A 24,644-nucleotide genomic window follows, 5' to 3' on the forward strand; every position below is an offset into this window, starting at 1 on the left:
ATTTCTATTTTTGCACTCTCCAAACGGTAGATGTAGCTCAGTTGGTTAGAGCATCGGTTTGTGGTACCGAGGGTCGTGGGTTCGAGCCCCATCATTTACCCCCTTTCTAAAAAGCCTTTTTACAGCAGTAAAAGGGCTTTTTTTATGCCCCTAGGACAGATTTTCGCTAAAAACACAACGGATAAAGCAGAATTTTTGTACGAAATTCGGCTATCTGACCAGCAGAAATCATTCAAGCCATCAATACCTAACATTAAGAAAAATCTCTAACACCTCATTTAAAACAGAGGCATTAGAGATTTTTGGCAATATTGTGAAATAATTTAATTGATTTCTTTGTATCTAACTTATATTTTCACAAATCCCCATTGCTGATTTTTGCCCCCATAGTAATCATTTTGATCGACCGCACTGCCATTTCTGAATGGAACCGCTGGATCAGTCCCTAAAGTAACTTCCAGGGCTTTCCCGCTATTTACGTTGATGATTTTATAGAATCCATCGTAGGTTGGCTGAATTAACCAGTTTTGATTATTTCCACCTGTGCCTGTATAAGCCCACATATCCACGGCACCGCCGTTAGCGCCAGACCAACCCCATACCTCCAAACACTTCCCGCTAACGTGCATAGGGGTTAACAGGTAGTTGCCATTTGCCGCAGCTTGCACTTTAAATTGCTGATTTGCCCCGGCTACATACTCCCATTGATCTGCGAGCGCTCCATTGGCAGTTCCCCAACCTTGGATCTCTAAAGGCTTAAAACTATACCTATTGATAATCTGATACACACTGCCAACCTGAAATGCGGGGGATGCGCCAGTTTGTGCCCCTTGTACAAGGGCCGCTAAATCCCGTTGATCCTTTACGGCGTAAGTCGATCTGTTAATGAGAGACCCGGTGTCCCAAAGAAATGGATGTATGCCGTTTGCCGATGCCTGGTGCATACAAAAATTATACCAATACGCCCTGGAAGCAAGATTGAAGTTTAAAGAGTCTCCCGCAAGATTTCGGTCCATAACTGCAAATTCGCCCATTATTACCGGGATGCCATGGTCAACGAATTTTGTCTTCATCGTTTGGAAATATCCGCTAAGGGTTGATTCCTCGCCCCAGTAAGGATTGTGCGCAACATCGAAGGTGGTGTGATATCCCGCGCCCCAATAATAAAAAGCGTTACCCCATGATGCGTCCGCGTCCATCAAACAGAAGTTCCAGGGACTGTAGTTATGGATTTCCACCATCAAACGGTTGGATGCCGGATCTGTTGGCATTGTGTTCATGAGATTGTTCGTATAAACCATATCTCCCCCTTTGGGTCCCTGGATTACCAGCGTCCTGTAACTGTTGTGCCCGCCGGTTGACCTCACCGCGTTGATAAAAGTTTGATGATAAGAAAGTAGAACTCTCATCCCTGTGCTATCCGTTGCGGAGTTAGGTTCGTTCGCGCTGGCAAAAATCAGGTGTTGATCAAAACCACGCATTTGTGTTGCAATTTGTTCCCAAAGTGCCTTTTGTTTGGCATTAACTGCAGCCTGGGCGGTGGTTGTGCAATTATTCTCCAACCATCCGCCGTCATAATGTATATTTAATATCGCATACATCCCATCGTTAACGCAGTATTGCACAACCTGCTGCACACGGGCAAGCCAGGCCGGGTCTATTTTTTCAGTTGTTGAATCCGGTACATGTGACCAATTCCAATTGCAAGGAATCCTTATGGCGTTAAACCCCTTTTGTTTATAGCTGTCAATGAGTGCCTGGGTAATATTGGGGTTTCCCCACGCGTTTTCGTTATATTGGGCTTCCAGGGTGTTGCCAATATTAATACCTAACGTCATATTTGCAGCAATTTGAGTTGCTGTACTGGTCATCCCGGTTTGGTCAGGTGCAAGCGGCGAAATGTTGTAATTCGGATAGCTGGTGACGGCGAACGCCTTAGTACTCGTTTTAGCAAGCGGTTTAACATCGGGAGAAGCGATTTGTGGCTTCGTGCATCTTGTCAATGCCGGGATTGCAAGAATGCATAAAAAATAACTTAAAGTTTTCTTCATAAAAAAATGGTTAGGTTGGCGATATTTAAATCTGCCGCTATTAATAAATTGGTTAATTGCGTGTGAAAGTGTCAGACAGCCAGGTAAAACGAGGATATATTTATCATTGCCTTTAAGGTTTATATAGGTATTGGTGTGGGCAGTTATGTTGATAACTGCCTTTAGCCAACGGGGTATTAAAAAGATCAATGGTAAGGCAGTTGCCATTCCGCATAAGGCGGCGTTTAACATTAGTTTCATTTTTCGATAGGATAAAACGGGCCTGAACCGCTTTATTTGTTTAATTGGTTAAATCTTGTTTTTCAGAAAGGAGAAGTACAATTAATGAAAGCAATGCAATTAAAGTCAACATAATACAGCCGTTGGAACAACGGGCATGTTTTAGTGAGCAATAGTTGAATTGGTACCAGGTTTATTAATTGAGTAGTAAAACTACAGAAGAGATAACCTAACGATGGGATGTAAAAGTTAGAAAATAGGGATGTAAATGTTAATTTTTAAGAAAAAATCGTGGGTTCTGTGGGTGTTTTGTATAAACAGTTGTCTTATCTGAAGTAGAATTTATAAAATGGTGTAGAGAATCTGTGTTAATTACTTAATAAGCTGTAAATAAGAGTGTTTCATCACTTTTTTTAAATGACAACCTGTAACAAGCTTTATTTTACTGTAAGTTCAGGCATGGTCCGTACTATAATATCGGCAGCTCGTTTGCTTCAGAGGTAGGTTATTTATTTCCCGCTGATCAAATAAAGGAATTGCCACTTTTATCTCGTTAATTGCGAATTTATCTTACTTTTATGCTACAGTAGTGTACTGGCTTGCCAAGGGCCGGATTCCTGATTTCGAAGCTCTCAACTAAATTTTAATGCGTGTAAAACTTTATATTGTCGTTTTAGCATTGTTTTTTGCTTACACCAACAACTTTGCGCAAAACAGCCAATACCAATTTTCACGGCTCAATACGGGCAACGGACTGTCTCACAACCAGGTTAATTGCATATTTAAAGATCCCAAAGGCTTCATGTGGTTCGGTACAGCTTCGGGACTTAACCGTTACGACGGTTATACTTTTAAAGTATTTAAGCATGACGTAAATAATAAAAACACCATAAAGGAGGATTACATAAATAATATTTTTGAAGGGCCTGGCAAAAAATTATGGGTAGCAACCCCAAACGGATATTCCTTTTATGACCCAGAAACGGAGCAGTTTAACAATGATGTATCGTCAGTGGCTTTTTCTTTCAAACTTTCCGAGTATCCGTTAGTTTCCAAGATACTTCACAACGGCAAAGGCGACTTCTGGTTTTTGCGTCCCGATTCCGGCCTTTACAGGTATAATGAGCTGAAAAAAACTTCCACGCGTTATTATCATCACCGTAATTCCAACCCATCATTATATTCAAATTCTGTTACAGACATAGAGCAGGATGCAAGCGGGAATTTATGGCTTGCTTATAACGATGGCGTGGTAGAGCTATTTGATGTAAAACGAAATGCAATTACGTACCATACCGATATTTTTAAAAAAGCAGCTAATAATAAGGGCAGAAACTATTCGGTAACTATCGATAAGGAAGGCGATCTCTGGATGTTTAACCCCAATATGGATTCCGGCGTTTATTATTACAGCCGCCGTACGGGCCGGTTTCGGTACATCACCAAAGAATCGTCAGAGACACCGCTTACATCCAACATCATCATTAGTATTATTCAGGCCGACGACGGCCTTATGTGGATCTCCACTGATCATGGCGGCGTAAACTTATTGGATAAAAAAAGTGGGAAAATTACTTATTTATTAAATAGGGAAGATGATCCGAAATCATTGGGACAGAACACTGTATCGCTTTACAAAGACAACACCGGCATTATGTGGGCCGGTACGCTTAGAGAGGGGGCAAGCTATTATCATAAAAATATTATCAGGTTCCCGCTCTACAAACACTTTGCCTCAGATCCCCGGAGTCTTAGTTTTGAAGATATTAATAAATTTGCAGAAGATAAAAAGGGCAACCTATGGATTGGGACCAATGGTGGCGGTTTAATTTATTTTGATCGCAAAACAGGCAGGTTTACCCAGTATAAGCACGATCGGAGAAACCCGAACAGCCTCAGCAGTGATATTATTGTAAGCTTATATATCGACCATGATCAGCAACTATGGATAGGTACGTATTTTGGTGGGCTGGATCATTTTGACGGTAGAAAATTTATTCATTATAAGCATGATGACAAGGTGCCCACGAGCATTGCTGACGACCGGGTATGGAATATCCTGGAAGATTCATCGAACCGGTTATGGATAGGCACTTTTGCGGCAGGTCTGCAAATATTTGACAGGGACAAACAAATATTTTCGTCTCCCTTTAAGCAAACGGATATCAGGTCGCCTTATATATCCGCACTCTTTGAGGATACCAAAGGTAATCTCTGGGTAGGAGKATACTTTGGGGTAGATAAAATATTAAAAAATGGGCGTGGCKTTATACATTATAATAAAAAGAAAAACGACCCTAACAGTTTGATCCATGATGACATCCATAATATCACGCAGGACAGCCGCGGCCTGATGTGGATAGCGACAAGGGATGGACTAAGCATACTGAACCCCGAAACAAACCGTTTTATCTCGCTGACTAAAAAGGACGGGTTGCCCGACAACCAGGTTTCGAGGGTATTAGAGGATAAGGGCGGGGCCATGTGGTTAAGTACATCAAACGGACTGGGCCGGATAACATTGACACCCGGCAACGGCACATATAAGTTTCAATTTGAAAGCTTTGATGAAACAGATGGCCTGCAGGGCAGAGAGTTCAACGTATCTACAGCCTTAAAAACTAATAAAGGGGAATTGGTATTTGGCGGCTCTCACGGCTTTAATATTTTCGATCCATTGAGTATACATCCGAATACCGATGAGCCTAAATTAATTTTTACCGATTTTCAGCTATTCAACAAAAGTATAGCAGCCAATGAAGAAGTTGACGGCCACGTTATATTATCTAAGGCAATTTCGGCCACACAGGAGATAACGCTAAACCATAGCGAAAATGTGTTCGCCATTGAATTTGCTGCTATAAATTTCTTTAACCCCAATAAAATAAAGCATCAGTATATGATGGAAGGTTTTGACAAAGGGTGGCTTACTGCAAGCAATGTTACCCGGAAAGCTACCTACACCAACCTTGACGGAGGCGATTATACTTTTAAGGTAAGGGCTATTGGCCGGGAGGGAAAATGGAAACCCAGCTATATAAAATTAAAAATAAAGGTATTGCCCCCGTTCTGGAAATCTACTTTAGCTTATGTTATTTACCTGTTGCTGATAACCGGGACACTCTTTTTAATACGCCGGCGGGGAATACAAAAAATAAGGAGACAATTCATAGCAGAGAAAGAAAAATTTATAGCAGAGAAAGAAAAACAGGAAGCAAAATTGATAATTGAACAGGAGCGGCAGGAGATTAAGCGAATGCAAGATCTTGATCAACTGAAAACTAAATTTTTAACCAACGTAAGCCACGAGTTCCGAACACCGATTTCGCTGATTATGGCACCGGTCGAAAAAATGCTTACCCGCGCTGACCAGGAACAGAAACAACAGTTGGGCATGATAGGAAAAAACGCCAGGCGATTGTTGAACATGGTAAACCAATTGCTTGATTTTAGGAAGATGGAAGTTCAGGAGTTGAAACTACATAGCAAGCCAGGGGATATGGTGAAGTTCATCAACGAGATACACCTTTCATTTACTGATATAGCTGAACAAAAAGAGATTAATTTTATTTTTGATACCACCATTAATTCGCTGTTTACCAGTTTTGACCATGATAAGATAGAAAGGATATTGTTTAACCTGTTATCAAATGCTTTTAAATTTACACTGCCTGGCGGGCAGGTAAGCCTGTTGCTTAATGTAGATAGCGAAACCGGCGATGCCCCGCTTGAAATTAAAGTGATTGATACCGGTATTGGCATTCCGCTTGAAAAACAAGGTAAAATTTTCGAACGTTTTTTTCAGCACGATATTCCCGAGTCGATGATTAACCAGGGCAGCGGCATTGGCCTTGCCATTACGCATGAGTTTGTGAAGATGCACGGAGGTGAAATAACTGTTGAGAGTGAACCCGATCACGGCAGTTGTTTTACCGTTAAACTACCGTTTGTTATCTATAACAGCCAGGAAACGGACTTGCCATCAGACGATGATATTGATTACGATAGCGTAAACGAAATTACTCATAATGAAGATAAAAGTATCGTCAAACAGCCGCGATCAAATAAAAAGCCGGTGGTTCTTTTGGTTGAAGATAACGATGATTTTCGCTTTTACCTGAAAGATAATTTGAAGGATGTATTTTTTTTAATCGAAGCTTCAAACGGGAGGGAAGGCTGGCAAAAGGCCCTATCGCAACATCCGGATATTATTATAAGTGATATCAGCATGCCCGAGATGACAGGGATTGAGTTGTGCAAAAAGCTAAAGAAGGACAAACGTACCTCGCACATTCCTGTTGTGCTGTTAACCGCGTTAACGGGTGATGAAGAACAGATAAAGGGCCTGGAAATTGGCGCGAACGATTACATGACAAAACCATTTAATTTTGAAATATTGCTTTCAAAAATTAAAAATATCTTAACCCTTCGGGACACCTATAAGCGTACGTACAAAAAGCAGATGGATGTGCAATTGCAGGAAACTCCTTTAGAAAATGAAGATGAAAAGCTGTTAAGGTGTATTGTTGAATATATAGAATCGAATATAGTAAACGAAAGCCTTTCGGTAATGGAATTAAGCAGCAACATGAATATGAGCCGTGTATCGCTTTATAAAAAAGTTTTAATGCTTACGGGTAAGTCGCCTGTTGACTTTATCCGTTCTATAAGACTTAAAAAAGCGGTGTATTTGCTGGAGACCAGCCAGTTGACGATCAGCCAGATTGGCTATGAAGTTGGCTTTAATTCGCCCAAATATTTTACAAAAGCATTTAAGGATGAGTATAACACCACTCCTTCCACCTATGTCAGTTCAATTCGCCAACAGAAACTGAATGAAAAGAACAGTTAATTAAATTTAACCGATTTATTGCCAGCCCTTTCTTGTCCGCGTTATGACAGCCAATTACTCCCAATTTGTTGTCATTGAAGTCAATATTTTGCAAAAAAATAAAGGAAACATGAAAGTGGAGTAGTTTTTACTAATTTAAAACATTGATTTTGAGTCTATTATAAAGTGGTTAACATTTTGACCTGTATTCATTATCAAATTCGGTATTCCTTTCTTTTTAACAATCATAGTTTCATCCCCCGGAATATAAGTTCAAGGTAATGTATTTAAAAGACGTTGCTTTTGAACAATGTTCCACCAATAACCAATAGGACCAACAGTTAACTTTTTTTGAATTAGTAAACATGCGTCTGACTGCACCTGAAGTTTTTTAACTGATTGTTCGGGCGGCCGTTTCATGTGAAGAAACTAACGGTAAAGTAGTTTTCAAAGGTTGTTTTTGGGCATTGGGCTATCTAAAAGATGCGATAACAAAATAAATTATGAATGAGAGAAAAACCAATTAATTACTAACCAAACACCAATGTACCAATTATCAAACCTTAAAATCCTTTTAAAAGATGGATAAAAATTTACAAAAGAGAGTGAAACACCAAATTTCATTAATTATCGCGGGCATATTTCTTTATATATCTGCCCATGCACAAACCGTAAGTATTACGGGAAAAATTATAAGTTCCGACGATGGTGCGCCAATACCAGGCGTAAGCATTAAAATTAAAGGGACAGGCCTGGGCACCGTTTCCAGCATTGATGGCAGCTATAATATAGCCGCAGAGCCGGGCAAAGTGCTTGTTTTTAACTTTTTAGGTTATTCTCCACGGGAAATAACTATTAAGCAGGCCGGCGCAATTAACGTCACGCTGAATTCAACATCCAGCAATTTGAACGAGGTAGTCGTTATTGGTTATGCTAAAGCGCGGAGGCCGGATGTAACGGGCTCTATAAGTTCAATATCAGGAGTCAGTTTGCGCCAAACGCAGCCAACCACTTTTGACCAGGCCCTGCAGGGTAAAGTTGCTGGTGTTGTGGTGCAGCAAGTGTCGGGGCAGCCAGGTGGCGGTGTATCTATTCAAATACGTGGCGTGTCGTCAATAACCGGCTCTAATTCGCCATTGTACGTAATAGATGGTATTGTTATTCCACCGGTTGGTGATCCCGGAAACGGCTCAAATCCGTTAAATGCTATCAATCCTTCCGAAATAGAATCAGTAGACGTATTGAAAGATGCTTCGGCAACAGCCATCTACGGTTCGCAGGCAACCAATGGCGTAGTGGTTGTTACTACCAAAAGGGGCAAAGCCGGACCACCGCAGATAAGTTATGATTTCTATACCGGTTACCAGGAAATAATCAAGCGGCTCCCTACCGTAAATTTACCAGAATTTGCAACTTTTATTAATGCCCGGGCGGTTGCCTGGGGCTTTGATGCCAGGCCCGAATTTGCCAATCCTCAATATTTAGGTAAAGGTACCGACTGGCAAAAAGAATTATTCCGGAAGGCCCCGATGATGAACCACACGCTTACTATAAACGGCGGCGATGCCAGGACCCAATATTTATTATCAACCTCGTATTTTAACCAGGACGGGATAGCCCTTGGATCTAATTTTAAAAGATACTCCCTACGGCTTAATTTAGATAACAAAACTACTGATTGGCTAAAAATAGGGACCAGCCTTCAATTGGCGCATATTAATGAAAATGTAAATGCAACTTCCAGCAGTGTAATCGGCACCGCGCTAAGCATTACCCCCGATGTTCCGGTAACAAACGGTGATGGTTCCTTTGGTGGTGTTACCGACCCCAACGGTTGGGTACAACCTGTTGCCAACCCGGTGGCATTGGCAAAAATTATAAAAGACCAAAAAAGAAGGAACCAGATATTTGGCAACGTATATGCCGAAATACAACTTACCAAAGACCTGTCGCTGCGCAATGAACTATCCGGTAATTTTGATTTTAGTACGGAAGACAGGTTTTCGCCAGTTTATAGTTTTGGTAAAAGCACTCCCAGCCCTAACTACGGTTCCTCAAACGCCGGCCAGAATTTTTATATAGTCATACGCAATTTTTTAACGTATAATCATAATTTCAAAAAATTTCATATTGATGCTTTAGCAGGGCATGAATCGCAGGAGAACACTTTTGAAAATGTTGGTGCCGGGCGAAGGAATTTCCCTTCAGACAATGTGCAGGCCATTAATGCGGGGGATGCCAGCACGGCCACAAACTCTGGCGATAATTCACAATCAAACCCCACCGGCGGCTCAGCACGGGAATCCTGGTTCGGCCGTATCAATTTTTCATGGGATGACAGGTACCTGCTCACCGGCAATATACGGGACGATGGTTCTTCAAATTTTCCAACCAACAATCGTTGGGGTACCACCTATTCGGGTGGATTTGCCTGGAAAATTAATAACGAGACGTTTTTAAAAGGCGTAAAATCTATAAATGAATTGAAGCTGAGGCTTGGTTATGGGCTAACCAACAACCAGGGCATACCGGGCAATACCTATGTAACCCAACTTGCATCGGTTACAAATGGCCTGGCAGGTACAGCGCAGTTTCAAAACAATTTGTCAAATCCGGATGTGAGGTGGGAAAAAACCGATTATTACAATGCCGGGATCGACGCATCGTTCTGGAATGGGCGGTTAGGCTTTTCATTAGATGTTTACGACCGCGAAACAAAGGACCTTTTGTTACAGGTGCCGCTTCCGGCATACTCCGGTACGGTATCGGGTTGGGGCCCGGGATCCATGCAGGCGCCTTATGCCAATGTCGGCTCGCTAACCAACAAAGGGTTTGATTTCCAAATCAATTCTACCAATATTACTTCTAAAAATTTCAGCTGGAAAACCTCTTTTACCATATCGCGAAATAACAATAAAGTGACCTACTTAGGTGCCGGTGGAAGTGACGCTAACCTAAGCCAGAAATCATATGTGATTAACGATATCATTGAAAAAACCGTGGTGGGGCAGCCCGTTGGCGAATTTTACGGCTACGTATTTGACGGGATATTTGCAAAGCCATCTGATCTTCTAAACCATGCCCGGCCTGCCGACGCGAATGGTAACCCTTATCCGGTTTCTCCGGCGGGCGGTGGTATCTGGTACGGCGACCGTATGTTTAAGGATTTGAATGGCGACGGTATTATCGACTCCAGGGACCAAACCTTTTTGGGTTCGCCGATCCCGAAATTCCAGTATGGCATTAATAATACCTTTAACTACAAAAACTTTGACCTGAATATTTTCTTTAGTGGCAGCTATGGCAACAAGGTGTTCAATCAAATGGCCATACAGCAAAACGATCCGCAAAACCATACTACCTATTTTACATCGGTATTAAATTATGCGAAACTGGCCATGGTAGATCCTGCCGGCTCTTCGTCCGATGTTAACAATGTATATGTTACCAACCCAAATACAACAATTGTAGGCGTGAGAAATGACAATACCAACAGCAATAACCGTCCTAATAGTTTGATGATCGAGGATGGTTCATTCCTGCGGTGCAAAAATATCACCTTGGGTTACCGGTTCTCAGAAAGTCTTTTATCAAAAATATCTGTGAAGTCTGTCAGGATATATGCCAACGTATCCAATGCCTTTATCATTACAAAATATAAAGGCATGGATCCTGAAATTGGTTCGTGGAACCCGCTTCAGGCAGGTTGGGACAGCGGTTATTACCCGCAGCCAAGGGTATTTACTGTTGGTGCAAACATAACCTTGAGATAACACAACGATCACCGATTAAAAATATATGTTTATGAAATCAATTAACAAAATTATCATCATCCTGCTATGTGCGGCAGCAGTGGCCGGATGTAAAAAGAGTTTTTTGGACCGTCCGTCCAACTCGCAGATAAGTTCTCTTAATTTTTACAAAACCACCTCCGATTTACGCCTGGCAACGGCAAGCCTGTACGGCGGTGCGGAGTGGTGGCAATGGAACAATGGGGCCTTGATACCGCTTGGCGACATATTGAGCGGCACCGGCAGCTTTCAATATAATGGCGACATAGTACAGCTTTTTACACGCACTATTACCGCGCAAAATGGCTTGGTGACAAATGGCTGGGTTGGGTTGTACAATGTTATCGGGCAATGTAATGGCGTTATCAATGCTATACAGACCCAGGCTGATCCATCCATTTCGGCAGCGGACAAAAATGCGGCCATAGCCGAGGCAAAATTTGTTCGTGCGGTAGCTTATTATCATTTGGCGGTATATTGGGGTGCAGTGCCAATTATTGAAGATAACAGCAAACTGATAAAAGATCCGCTGCTTCCTCGAAATATCGTTTCGGATGTCTATAAATTCGTTGCTAAAGACCTTACTTATGCAGCGCAAAATCTTCCAAAAACAGACGAAAAAGGCCGGGTAACTACCTGGTCGGCGCAAGGGATGCTGGGTAAAGTATATCTGACGATGGCAGGTGTAGGCAAAAGCGGTTCGCGCGATCAGGCCTTGCTTGACAGTGCCAAAAAGTATGCGGGCAACGTGTGTAAAAACAGCAATTTAAATTTGCTGCCAAACTATTACGACCTTTTCAAGGCGCAAAACAACGATAACGTTGAGTCGTTGTTCGCACTTCAATGGGCCGCGGGCGTAGGTTATGGAAATGGCAATACTATACAACTTTATTTTTCACCAAGCGCGAGTATACTTCCTCAAAAGCAAGGTGGATGGGAGGCCTTACAACCAACATATGATTTATACCGGATGTATTCGGCTAAGGATACGGTAAGGCGCAAAGCCACTATTATGCTCAACGGAGATTTTTACCCCGAATTGAATGCTGCCGAGGGTGGTTATAAGGCGACAGCTACGGGCCTGAAAAAACACATTATTGGCAACGAAAAAGACAACAATTCGCCAACAATGGATATATGGTCATCTATCGAGCATAATGCGATCCTCAGGTTGGCCGATGTGTATTTAGTATATGCCGAAGCTATTTTGGGTAATAATAGTACTACGAGCGATGGTGACGCCCTAACTTATTTTAATAAAGTGCGGACGAGGGCCGGTGTGGATATTGTGACTGCGATTACCCCGGCTTCACTGCGTACAGAGAGAAGGGTTGAACTTGCTTTTGAGGGACAATACTGGATAGACCTGGTGAGGTATTCTTATTATGATCCTTCAAATGCTGTGAACTTTCTTAATAACCAGGATGCCACTCACGGCCGGATTTCGTTTACTTATGATCCTGTAACGAAAAAAGCTACAAGGGATACTACTGCCACTCCAATTACGCTTCCGGCAACTGTCAATTCATTTACGTTGCCGGTTCCGTCATCTGAGGTAACCACCGACCCTAAATTGGCACAGCCACCGGTACCATATTATTAATTAAAACATTTAAAATATTTTGTTATGAAAAAGAAATCATACTTACGCCTGTGTTTTTTGCCGCTTTTGTTTATGATCGTGGCTTTATCACCGGCTTGTAAAAAGAATGCAGATGGCGGCAGCAGTGCCCCTCCGGTTATCGCGGCTGTTAAAAATTACGTAGCCTCACCTAATGATACAGTTTTAAATAGCGCCGTAGCAAAAGGCCAATGGGTGGTTATAACCGGGCAGAATTTGCAAAATGCAACTCAAATTTATTTTGACGGGGTTCCCGCTTCTTTTAACACAGCTTTATTTGCCCCCGGCAGTGCTGTGGTGAAAATCCCTAATATAGATTTTGGAAAAATTGATACTGCCAAACTGTATACGGTAAAATATGTTACAGGAGCAGGTTCAGCAACGTTCGCTTTCAAATTAGGCCCGCCGGCGCCAACTATCAGCGCCGTATCCGATGTGTTTGCCACCCCCGGCGATTCGGTTTATGTGTACGGCACCAATTTAGTATTGGTTCAGCAGTTTTCATACGGTGGAACCAAAATTCCAAAATTTAACCCGAATGCCGATGGTACGGCTCTTGGTTTTCTGATGCCGGCAACAACATCCGACAAGTTTATCATAGTAACTACTAAATCCGGTACTGCCCGGGATACCATAAATGCAAAGCCAATCATTAGCGGCATTTCCAACGCTAATGCCAACGCTGGTGATTCGGTTTATGTTTATGGTACTTACCTTAAAACTATCCAGTCAATTTCTTTTGGCGGTGCTACTATTACAAATTTCACAGAAAGTCCACATGGCGCTTATGTTAAGTTTCCGGCTCCAGCTTCGAACAGCTACTCCAGTGGGCCAGTGACTATTGTTACCAGTTATGGAACAATTTCTACTCCTTATAAAGTAAATACTCAAAATGGCGTTACTGATGGTCTTTTAGCAAATTTTGAGTGGGGTGATAATTTTGGTTATGCCTGGTGGGGAGATGAAAAATTGGCTTTCGGCCCTCTGGCCGATTTTAATGGTTCGATGGGAACAAATAATTCTATGTATATATATTTCGATTCCCCTGTTTTAGCTGGCGGTGCCAGTGCGTACGCCCCATTGGGTAATTCTAATACGGGTAATCACTGGTTACCTGTGGCAAATCTTACAGATCCTCCTGCAAAGTGGGCCCTTCAATTTGAAATAAGTGTGGCCCACCCATGGAATGGAGGTACGCTTTATATCAGAACTGAATTTGCAGGTGACACTTATGTTGCGCGTTATGAGCCATGGAAAGTTCCTGGTTCAAATGTTACCAAAGCTTTTAAAACGAAAGGTTGGCAAACCGTAACTATTCCTTTAACTGAGTTCAGATCAAAAGTTAACGAATTAGGGGATGGTGATTCAATTACTAAAATAAGCGATTTATTAGGGCCTACCGGTGCCAATAGTTATAATATGACCCTTAAAAATTTCGATTCTTCGTCAACTGCAACTGGTTTTTATGCCGCTATTGACAATATTAGGTGTGTGAAAAATTAAATAATAAAAAGCCCCATGGCAGCATATCGCCGTGGGGCTTTTTAACTAAATAAAATTAAGACAAAATGAAAATTAAGTATTGTTTTACAATATTGATATCTGTTATTACAGTTATATCTTTATTCTCCTGTAAAAAAAAGAATCCGGACCCGCAACTAACAGTTAGTGCACCCACCATAACTTTTACGGGTGACGGGGGGACCCAGGACCTATCCATTTCAGCTAATGCCGATTGGAGCATCAGCAATCCTGCTTATTCGTGGTTGCAAATAAATACAATAACAGGCAAAAGCGGCAGTACTGTTATTCATTTAACAACATTATCAGAAAATGGCACAGGGGCAAGCCGCTCTGGTGTTTTATTTATAAATTGTTCCAACGGCCAGGCAAGAAGGGTGACGGTTACCCAGGTCCCCAATTTATACCCAGGCTATAATACATCGCCCATAGCGCCAGACATGACCGGAATGACCAGTACTGCTGTGCAGCTGGCGGCAAAAATGCGCACGGGAATGGGAGTAAATTTTGGCAATACCATGGAGTCGCCAAACGAAGGTGATTGGCAGAGTAGTAAATTGACCGAATCGTATGTGAAATTTATAAAACAATCAGGTTTCACTGCTGTACGGCTTCCCTGTAACTGGGTTTGGACCCATTTAAGCGACCGAAGCAAGGCGAAAATTGATCCTGCATGGCTTGCGCGGGTGAAACAAGTGGTTGGATGGTGCGTGGCCAATGATATATATGTGATACTGAATTCTCACGATAGTCCCAATGCCAATGTGTTAAAGAAAGATTCCGTTAACGCGATGCAAAAGGCGATTTGGGAGCAGATTGCTACAACTATGCGTGATTTTGATGAGCACCTTATTTTTGCCGGATTAAATGAACCTCCGGCTGACGATGCCGGGCAGATGGCCATACTTAATGGTTATCACGAAACATTCATCAAGGCAGTTCGCTCTACCGGAGGCAGAAACGCCTACCGGGTACTGGTTGTGCAGGGACCCACTACCGACAGTTATAAAACTTCTGACCTGATGACTACTATGCCTCACGATCCGGTACCTAATCGTTTGATGCTTGAGGTACATAGCTACACGCCTTCCACATTTACTTTACTAAACGATGGAGATGCAAGTTGGGGCAAAATGGTTTATTACTGGGGGGCCGGGAATCATTCTACTATTGAGCCGGACCGTAACGCCACCTTTGGAGAAGAGGATGCGCTCATCGCTGAATACGGAAAGATGAAAAAGTTTGTTGATCAAGGTATCCCTGTGGTGCTGGGTGAATATGCATCATGGAGGAGGACTCCCGCCGTCACCCAAAGCCGGAATATGCCTAAGGATATGGATAAGCACAATAAGTCTGTGGATGACTGGGCAACTTTTGCAACCAAAACTATGAGAGCGAATGGCCTTATGCCATTCTGGTGGGAGATAGGTTTTACTTTAGACAGATCTAATAATGTGATAAAGGACCAGCGTTTGTATGATGCCATTAAATTAGGATATAAGTAAAAGTATAGTGTCAATTATAGCATAAGGTTATTTCCCTTCCCTGAGATTGGTTAAGCGTTCGCCAGTCTCCGGGAAAGGTTAACCTCTTTATTACTTAGCTTAAAGAATAATTAATCGATTGAAATTACCCTTAACGAGTATTAGTTTTTTAGGTAAAGAAAAAAAGCATGTTTAGAAAAAAAGTGTTGTTAAGTACGGTCCTTGTTATGTCTTTTTTGGGATATAAAAAAGATGTAGAAGCTCAGGCTAATGCGGATAAACCGAAAGTGGTCAATGAAAAACTGGAAAAAAAATTTGCAAATGTTTCGCCGAAACTTCTCACCAATAATGCGAACCCTTTATTAGATTTTATGTTTACCGCCGACCCGACAGCTGTAGAATACAACGGAAGAATTTATGTGTACGCCACGAATGATCATGAACAATATGAGCATGTAGGAAAGGACGGGAAAAATTCATATGAGCATATCCGTACACTGGTTATGATGTCTTCCGATGATATGGTCAACTGGACTTATCATGGCCTCATAAATACAGCAAAGCTGGCACCATGGAATCAGAATTCCTGGGCGCCTTCCATTGAATCCAGAATGGAAGCAGACGGCAAAACGCACTTCTATTTGTATTACTCCAATGGCGGTGGTGGCTCAGCCGTGCTTACTTCCACCTCCCCCGTTGGCCCCTGGAAAGACCCATTAGGAAAGAATATAGTCGACCGCTCTGTCCCCGGTGTGGATGTCGGCGCTCCATTCGATCCTGGAGTTCTAATTGACGGCCAGGGTACAGGCTGGCTGGTTTTTGGAGCCGGAACGCCCAAAACAAAATATATGCCGGATAATGCCAGGATTGTCAAATTAGGAGCAGATATGATCAGCTTGGCCAGCAGTATTTCTAAGATACCCGCTCCTTATTTTAATGAGGCCAGCGACCTTAACTTTATCAATGGGACCTGGGTTTATAGCTATTGTACGAGTTGGGATGAACGCACTGTATGGCCTTATAGCAATATTGCTAAACCAACCGCATGCAACATATCTTATATGACGAGTAAAACACCCTTAAATCCGGATAGTTGGAAGTATCGCGATAATTACTTTAAGAATACTGGTGACGTTAACGTGGGACCTTTGACAAACAATCACACTCACGTGTTCAAGTTTAAAGAGAAATATTATCTTGCTTACCATGCCATGTATTTACAGGATTATTTTAACACCAAGGGTGGTTTTCGTAATGCGGGTATCGAACCAATACAGGTAGATGAAGGGGGTGATGTGACTTTACCCATGGTCAGCGCAACTTTTAAAGGCCCCTCACAACTTAACCTATTAAATCCATTCGTTGTTCAGCAAGCAGAAACCACTGCAGGCACTTCGGGGCAAGTCCAGTTCGAAGCTGATGGCAATGAGGGTAATATGGTTGCCATAGGAAAAATAGATAAACAATGTCTTATGGTGCGGGGAGCCGATTTTAGCAAACAGGTTCCTGCCAAATTCCAAGCCCGGGTGAAAGGAACAGGTAGAATTGATGTTTATGTAAATAATCTTAAAGGCCCGGCTCTTGTTTCCCTTATATGTGATGCGAAGGACTGGACTACGCTCTCCAAACAAATAGCACTGAACATACCTAAAGGAGTGGGGAATATCTATTTTGTATTTAAAGGAGATGGTTTTTTGTTTGATGAATGGAAGTTTTATTAAGTCCGGTTGCTGGTTTATTGATGCTGTTTATAAGTAGATGTTCGATCAAAACGAGCTGTTACTGCCGATTAGGTGAAACGGTTAAGCCTTTCTCTTTTGGGAGCCAGGCAGGTGCTTGATCAGCGTATGATGGATGCCATTAAAGCAGGATATAAACAGTAATTGCCTGCATGCCCAACTCCGCTGAAAAGAGGGGTGGGGCTTTAAAAATACCCGGAGTTTTAAGATAAAAGATCAAAAATTTGAAAATTAAATAAGAGAGAGTTTTAGTTGAATATAAGTGGATGCCTGGGGCCTTTACTGAGAGGTCCCGGCATTTTTTCTAACTCTGACAATTCTGTTTTCAACATGAAGGAAATCAACAACGATCTATTTGAACGCATGACAATATCCGCGGCAAATGATACCTGGTTAAAAACTAGAACATGAAAAATCAAATAATTTCCAAGGCGCCGGAATTAGATGAAGCTGAAATTAAAGCTTTGATAGAGAATTTTGATACGATTGGTATGTTGCTTAAGGAGCACGTTACTATCGTCGGTAACCCCATCTTAACGCCGGAATCGAAAAAAATGTGTAACGAGGGCCTGGTTCTTATTAAGAAGTTCACTCAAAAATGTTTAGAACATTATGGGATGCGTTACCTTTCAAAATAAGATTTCAACGATACGCTATCTGGATATGGGCATGCCCACGCAACAAGTTGAAAACTTAAAAGAAGAAAATGGCTGGCCTGGCCGGCCTTAAAGCAGGGTCTGTTGAAACTTACGGCTGCAGATAAACAGCACCGACAAGAAGAAAAGAAATATTTATGAAATATACCATTGCCTGTTTTATGGCATTTTTAGTGGCCGGCGGCGTTTCGGCACAAAACAAAGGTGAGGTTGCGCTTAAAGCGAAGATCAGCAACATCGTCAGCAAAATGACGCTGGAAGAAAAGATAGGAATGCTTCACGGCAACGCGCTGTTTTCCTCGGCAGGCGTACCCCGTTTAGGCATCCCGGAACTTACCTGCGATGATGGCCCATTAGGCGTACGTGAAGAAATCAAGCGTTTTGATTGGGCTTCGGCTAACTGGACAACCGATTCTGCCACATTCTTGCCAAATGGCTCGGCCATAGCCGCTACCTGGAACCCGGTTATGGCTAACAAATATGGAGTTGTAATAGGGGAGGAGGCCAATGCCCGTAAAAAGATTGTAATGCTGGCACCGGCATTCAATATTTGCAGGATGCCGCTTTGCGGCCGTACCTATGAATATTATTCGGAAGATCCTTATTTGAACAGCCAATTGGCTGTTCAATCTGTAAAAGGAATTCAAAGCCAGCATGTGGCAGCCTGTATAAAACATTTTGCCGCCAATAACCAGGAACTTAACCGCGATAGCGTAAACACGATAGTTGATGAAAGGGCATTACGCGAAATTTATTTCCCGGCATTTAAAGCAGCCGTACAGCAAGGTAATGCCTACACCATTATGTCGGCCTACAATAAGCTGAATGGTTATTGGTGTTCCGAGAATGATTTTTTATTAAATAAGGTGCTAAAAAACGAATGGGGCTTTAAAGGAGTGGTCATGTCGGATTGGTCCGGGACGCACCATACCGTTGCCGCGGCCAATAACGGGTTGGACATTGAAATGGGATCAAGCGGACCGTATGATCAATGGTATTTTGCCCAACCCTTACTTAAAGCTGTTAAAGAAGGGCACGTTCCGGTAAAAATAATAGATGATAAAGTACGCAGGATTTTGTGGGTGATGTATCACACCTCCATGAGCACTAATCACCCTGTAGGATCTATTGCTACACCGGCACATGCCAAGGCCGCCTATGCTATTGCCTCAGAATCCATCGTTCTGCTAAAAAACTATAACCATTTGTTGCCTTTAAAAGCAGGTAACATTAAAAGCATTGCTGTCATTGGCGATAATGCCATCCGCACATTTGCTTTGGGTGGTTATGGCGCCGGTGTAAAAGCGCAACACGAGATAACAGCATTAGACGGTATAAAATCAAGGTTCGGCAAAACAGCCAGTATCAGCTTTGCGCAGGGCTATAAAGCAAACTACCTGGCAAGTAATAGTGACGAACAAAATCGTGGCTATGACTGGCCCGATCAAAAACTGATTGATGAGGCGGTAGCGCTTGCTAAAACCAGCGATGTTGCCATTTTATGTATCGGTTCCAATCGGGAATATGAAAGTGAAGCGCATGATCGCAAAAGCCTGGAACTGCCTTTTGGGGAACAGGCACTGGTTAACGCGGTTACCGCCGTTAATGCCAATACCATCATTGTAATAATGGGCGGCGCTCCGTATAACCTGAATGAAATCAAAAAAGCCAATCATGCAGTTGTCTGGTCGTGGTTTAACGGCTCGGAGGCTGGGAATGCACTGGCTGATGTATTAAAAGGTGTCATCAATCCGTCGGGAAAGCTGCCGTTTACCTTCCCGGTCTCGTTAAAAGATTCCCCTGCTTTCGCTTTAAATACTTATCCGGGCGAAGGCGCTACGGCCGAATATAAAGAGGGCATACTTGTTGGCTACCGCTGGTACGATACTAAGAAAATTGAACCCCAATTCCCTTTTGGTTATGGGCTTTCCTATACTGATTTTTCTGTCGGCAAACTTTCTACAGATAAATCAAGCTATAAAAAGGGTGAAACCATCCATGCAAAATTTACTATCAAAAACACAGGCAGCCGTTATGGGGCCGAAGTTGTGCAATTATATGTAAGTGATCCGGTCAGTTCAGTTTTGCGTCCTGAAAAAGAACTAAAGGCTTTCAAAAAAGTTTTTCTGCAACCAGGCGAAACGAAAACAGTTGAACTGGATGTAAAGGTTGGAGATTTGGCTTTTTATGACGAGACAAAAAAAGCATGGAATACCGAAGCCGGCCAATACATCCTTCAGTTAGGTAATTCATCACGCAATATTTCAAAAACAGTAAAAATCTTGGTTAAATAAACCCATTTCAGAAGCAGTGTGAAGTTTATGGAAAATCTGTGAACCGGACTTCCGAATACCGATAAACTGAGAAATAATTTTCAATGGAAATACCCCGTTGGTCTTATAAAATAAGTGTAAAAAACACAACAAATAATATTGACTTTCATGATGAAAAAGTTATTACCCATTTCAATTTTGTGCCTGTTCCTGTTTACAGCGACAAGCCTGAAAGCGCAAAATCCTAAGCTTAAGCTTAATTTAACTAAACCCGGCGCAGATGTAAGTCCGCAACTGTATGGGTTGATGACCGAAGAGATCAACCATTCGTACGATGGGGGTTTGTATGCCGAGCTGATCAGGAACAGGATATTTAAGGATAATCCAAATACGCCGGAAGGCTGGAGCGTAATCAAGGAAGGTGGCGCGAAGGCCACCATTCAATTAGTTGCCGCAAACCCTAACTATGTACCGGCAGATGAGCGGCGCCATGCCATTAATGGCGCGTTAACCACTTGTTTAAGATTGTTGGTGGATACCAGCGGTGGCCGGGCCGGCATTGCAAATGAAGGTTATTGGGGCATACCTGTTTTGCCTAATACAACTTATACCGCCTCTTTTTATATTAAAGGTATGGAAAGCAAGCCATTGACCGAGCAATGGGCTCCCGCGCCTAAAACTGCAGTTCCGGTAATTGCTGATAATACTGCCGGGCCTATAACCGTGAGTATAGAAAGCAATGACGGTAAAACGGTATATGCTTCGGGGACTATTAATTTGGTAAAAAGCGCATTTTGGAAAAAATATGAACTTAAATTAACAACCGGCGCCGGTGTTAAACCAACATCTGCCGCCCGTTTTGTTATTTCGACAAACCGTACCGGGGTTTATTATTTTAACCTCGTCTCTTTATTTCCGCCAACTTATCATAACCGCCCCAATGGTAACCGGGTAGATATCATGAAGTTATTGGCCGATATGAAACCCCGCTTTTTACGTTTCCCCGGCGGTAATTTCCTTGAAGGCCCAAAATTGACCGATGCATTTCCGTGGAAGACTACTTTAGGCGCACTTGAAAATCGTCCCGGCCATACCGGCTCATGGGGCTATCGCCCTACCGACGGGATGGGCTTACTTGAATTTTTAGAATGGTGCGAAGACCTGAAAATGGAACCGCTTCTTGCCGTTCATGCCGGCTATTCACTCAATGGCGACCATGTGGACGCAGGCCCGCTTTTAAAGCCATATGTAGATGATGCGCTGGATGAGATTGAATATGTTACGGGCGACGTACACACCTACTGGGGCGCCAAGCGTGCCGCAGATGGGCACCCGGCACCCTTTAAACTCAGCTATGTGGAGATTGGTAACGAAGACGGGTTTGACGCGTCTGGCAGTTACGACGGACGTTTTGCCCAGTTTTATGATGGCATTAAAGCCAAATATCCTAACCTTTACTGTATTGCAACCATCGGCGGTAAGGACTGGCTTGGTACCAGGGGTAAATTAACCATTCGCAAGCCCGAAATGGTAGATGAACATTATTACCGCAATGCCTGGGAAATGGAAGAGGATGCGGCACGTTATGATAAGTACGACCGTAAAGGCTATAAAGTGTTTGTAGGAGAGTGGGCAACGCGTGAAGGCGAACCAACCACCAATATGAACGCCGCCCTGGGCGATGCTGCCTGGATGACGGGCATGGAACGAAATTCAGACCTGGTTATCTTGTCATGCTACGCGCCATTATTTGTAAATATAAATCAAGCCACGGCAACTGCGCCGAAAGCATGGCAATGGGACTCGGACCTGATAGGTTACGATGCTTTAAAAAGCTTTGGTTCGCCATCGTATTATGTACAGAAGATGTTTAACAGCTATATCGGCAATAAAGTGGTGTCTATAGCGGGCGCCAATATCCCCACCCAAACGCGGCCTGCTACCAAACAGGACAGTGCCGCCAATAAAATGCCCAAACCTATACCCGCCATGTTTTATGTAGCTACCCAGGACACCAAAACGGGGAAACTGTTTCTTAAAGTAGTAAATACAACAGGAAAGCCGCAGCAGGTTGATATCGATTTAAATGGTGCCGGAAATTTGTCACCAGAAGGTACCCTGGTAGTAATAAAAGGCAATAAACCCGAAGATACGAACACGATCAGCGATCCGGTAAAAATAGTTCCGGTTACCTCCAGGATAAAAGTGGCAGGCGCTAAGTTTACAAAGACCTTCGATCCATATTCAGTAAGCATGCTTCAAATAAATACATTAACTAAATAGTTGAAACCAAGTAAGAAACTAAATAAAACCAGATAAGAATACCAGGACAAAAAAAATGTCAATATGAGAAATGCGATTTACAGGTTATGGATGATGGCCTTAATTATCACGCTTATAGTGCCGTGTTTATATGCACAAAAAGCCACTAATCCCATTATTTATGCAGATGTACCGGATATATCCATAGAACGTGTAGGCAACAGCTATTACATGAGCAGCACAACGATGCATATGAGCCCCGGTGTACCGATCATGAAGTCGAACGACCTGGTGAACTGGAAGACGGTAGGTTATGCATATGATACTTTAGCAAATATTGATGCAACGAATCTTACAAATGGCAAAAATATGTATGGGGAGGGTTCGTGGGCAAGTTCTATCCGTTTCCATAATGGCACCTATTATGTAAGCACATTTTCTGCAAATACCGGCAAAATGCACATTTACAGTACTAAAAATATTGAAAAAGGCCCATGGAAAGCCAGGTCATTTGCCCCCGACCTGGGTGATCACTCCTTGTTTTTTGATGATGACGGAAAGGTTTATATGATTAGCGGGAGCGGAGATTTAAGGTTAGTTGAATTAAAGGACGATCTTTCCGGTATAAAGCCTGGCGGAACGGACCAGGTTATCATTAAAAAGGCAAACGTGCCTTCGGGCGGCATTGGCCTCGGTCCGGAGGGCTCTCAGTTGTTTAAGATAAAGGGCAAATATTATCTTTTTAATATTACATGGCCACCGGACCACGTACGCACTGTTATCATACACCGGGCAGATAAAATCACCGGCCCGTACGAAGGACGAATTGGCCTCCAGGACCTGGGTGTGGCGCAAGGCGGATTGGTTGAAGCGCCAAATGGAGCCTGGTATTCTTATTTGTTCCGTGATTATGGCTCGGTGGGCCGTATTCCCTATTTGGTACCTGTAAAGTGGGTGGATGGATGGCCCGTTTTGGGCATCAATGGCAAAGTGACTGATACACTCGACCTGCCGGCCGGCAAAGGTTTGATCCCAGGCATCGTCGCTTCAGACGAGTTTACCCGTAAAAAAGGCGAACGTGCATTACCACTGGTTTGGCAATGGAACCATAACCCGGATAATAGCTTGTGGTCTGTTACCGCGCGGAAAGGGTATTTACGACTAAGCACCGGCAGGATTGACACCAATTTCCTGGCGGCACGAAATTCATTGACACAACGCACTATCGGCCCGGTGTGCTCCGGGACAGTTTCGCTCGACATTTCTAATATGAAAGATGGTGATTTCGCGGGTTTGGGCCTTTTGCAAAAAAATTACGGGTTGGCAGGTGTCAAAATAACCAGGGATAGCAAAGCTGTCGTCATGATCAATGCAAGCACCGGAAAACCTGTAGAAGCACAAACAATCCCCTTAAACCAAAAGGTAGTATACTTTAAGGCGGAATGCAATTTTACGAACAGAAAAGACGTGGCAGACTTTTTTTATAGCCTGGACGGGAAAACGTGGATGCCATTGGGCACGCAATTAAAAATGGCCTATACCTTCCCGCATTTCATGGGCTATCGTTTTGCTTTGTTTAATTATGCTACAAAATATATAGGAGGGGCGGCTGACTTTGACTTTTTTCATATAACAGGTTCCATTTTCCCGGAAAAATAAATCCTGTTAAATTTAACGAACGCAAAAATTGAAAAATATATCTTACTATTATTATCCTTATAAACCCAGATGTTTGCAGGGGTGCAAAACTATCAAAAAACGGCATTAGGTTTAAAGGCTTAAGTCAACGGAATTTCGGTTGAGGTTCACTTTATAAGCTCACAGCCAAATAATGGTCAATATGTAATAAAGAGAAAGACAGCTTTAGAATTCTTCGGCATATAAAAAACGGGTCTGGATTGCAATGTTAAAGTAATTGTCTGATTTGTATTGTTTTTGGAAAAGGTACGGTGCGATTAGCCACACTTTAGCCGATACTGCTACAGTACAGATGATAAAAATATGAAGGGTTTTCATGCTCATTCGTTTCTTTACTTCCCCAATTACGATCTACTTAGGGGCTTATTCTTTTTTAAGATCATAATCGATAATTTTTGAAAAACCGCCTATTTTAGTCAATTCATCAATAAAACCGTGCGGATTCTGCAAGGCTGTCCCAGTGGACCCGTTCATTTTTGTGTTTCGAAATAATTAATG

At 42.7% G+C, this 24,644-nt stretch carries 11 protein-coding genes and 1 tRNA gene; 11 read left to right on the forward strand and 1 reads right to left on the reverse strand.

Annotated features, from left to right (window positions below; all coding sequences use genetic code 11):
• Positions 1–26: 26 nt before the first annotated feature.
• Positions 27–100: transfer RNA gene (locus AC1DU2_RS20645), tRNA-His, on the forward strand.
• A gap of 247 nt (positions 101–347) precedes the next feature.
• Here the strand turns inward: AC1DU2_RS20645 and AC1DU2_RS20650 are convergent.
• Positions 348–2,051, reverse strand: coding sequence for a cellulase family glycosylhydrolase (locus tag AC1DU2_RS20650; protein ID WP_477386498.1), 1,704 nt, complete (start codon positions 2,049–2,051; stop codon positions 348–350).
• Between the two features lie 865 nt (positions 2,052–2,916).
• On the opposite strand from AC1DU2_RS20650, the gene AC1DU2_RS20655 reads away from it, so the two are divergent.
• The 10 genes from AC1DU2_RS20655 (at position 2,917) to AC1DU2_RS20700 (ending at position 24,107) form a co-directional block, all read left to right on the forward strand.
• Positions 2,917–7,122 carry a hybrid sensor histidine kinase/response regulator gene (locus AC1DU2_RS20655; RefSeq protein WP_477386500.1) on the forward strand — a complete coding sequence of 1,402 codons (4,206 nt, stop codon included), beginning with the start codon at positions 2,917–2,919 and terminating at the stop codon, positions 7,120–7,122.
• A gap of 560 nt (positions 7,123–7,682) precedes the next feature.
• Positions 7,683–10,874: a SusC/RagA family TonB-linked outer membrane protein gene (locus AC1DU2_RS20660; protein WP_477386502.1), complete on the forward strand. Its 3,192-nt coding sequence runs from the start codon at positions 7,683–7,685 to the stop codon at positions 10,872–10,874.
• A 31-nt stretch (positions 10,875–10,905) separates the two neighbouring features.
• Complete coding sequence (locus AC1DU2_RS20665; protein WP_477386505.1) at positions 10,906–12,495, forward strand: RagB/SusD family nutrient uptake outer membrane protein; 1,590 nt, start codon at positions 10,906–10,908, stop codon at positions 12,493–12,495.
• Between the two features lie 24 nt (positions 12,496–12,519).
• On the forward strand, positions 12,520–14,016 hold the full coding sequence (locus AC1DU2_RS20670) for a glycan-binding surface protein (RefSeq protein ID WP_477386507.1): 1,497 nt from the start codon (positions 12,520–12,522) through the stop codon (positions 14,014–14,016).
• A 65-nt stretch (positions 14,017–14,081) separates the two neighbouring features.
• Positions 14,082–15,539, forward strand: coding sequence for a cellulase family glycosylhydrolase (locus AC1DU2_RS20675; protein WP_477386509.1), 1,458 nt, complete (start codon positions 14,082–14,084; stop codon positions 15,537–15,539).
• Positions 15,540–15,706: 167 nt separating this feature from the next.
• Positions 15,707–17,239 (forward strand): glycoside hydrolase family 43 protein, encoded by a 1,533-nt coding sequence (locus tag AC1DU2_RS20680; RefSeq protein ID WP_477386511.1) that lies wholly within the window; start codon positions 15,707–15,709, stop codon positions 17,237–17,239.
• Positions 17,240–17,664: 425 nt separating this feature from the next.
• Positions 17,665–17,895 carry a hypothetical protein gene (locus tag AC1DU2_RS20685; RefSeq protein WP_477386514.1) on the forward strand — a complete coding sequence of 77 codons (231 nt, stop codon included), beginning with the start codon at positions 17,665–17,667 and terminating at the stop codon, positions 17,893–17,895.
• A 155-nt stretch (positions 17,896–18,050) separates the two neighbouring features.
• Positions 18,051–20,207 (forward strand): glycoside hydrolase family 3 C-terminal domain-containing protein, encoded by a 2,157-nt coding sequence (locus AC1DU2_RS20690; protein WP_477386515.1) that lies wholly within the window; start codon positions 18,051–18,053, stop codon positions 20,205–20,207.
• A gap of 147 nt (positions 20,208–20,354) precedes the next feature.
• Positions 20,355–22,469, forward strand: a complete 2,115-nt coding sequence (locus tag AC1DU2_RS20695) for an alpha-L-arabinofuranosidase C-terminal domain-containing protein (RefSeq protein WP_477386517.1) — start codon at positions 20,355–20,357, stop codon at positions 22,467–22,469.
• A 63-nt stretch (positions 22,470–22,532) separates the two neighbouring features.
• Complete coding sequence (locus AC1DU2_RS20700; RefSeq protein ID WP_477386519.1) at positions 22,533–24,107, forward strand: glycoside hydrolase family 43 protein; 1,575 nt, start codon at positions 22,533–22,535, stop codon at positions 24,105–24,107.
• Positions 24,108–24,644: the final 537 nt, after the last annotated feature.

This window comes from Mucilaginibacter sp. P4_C11, from assembly GCF_056402115.1.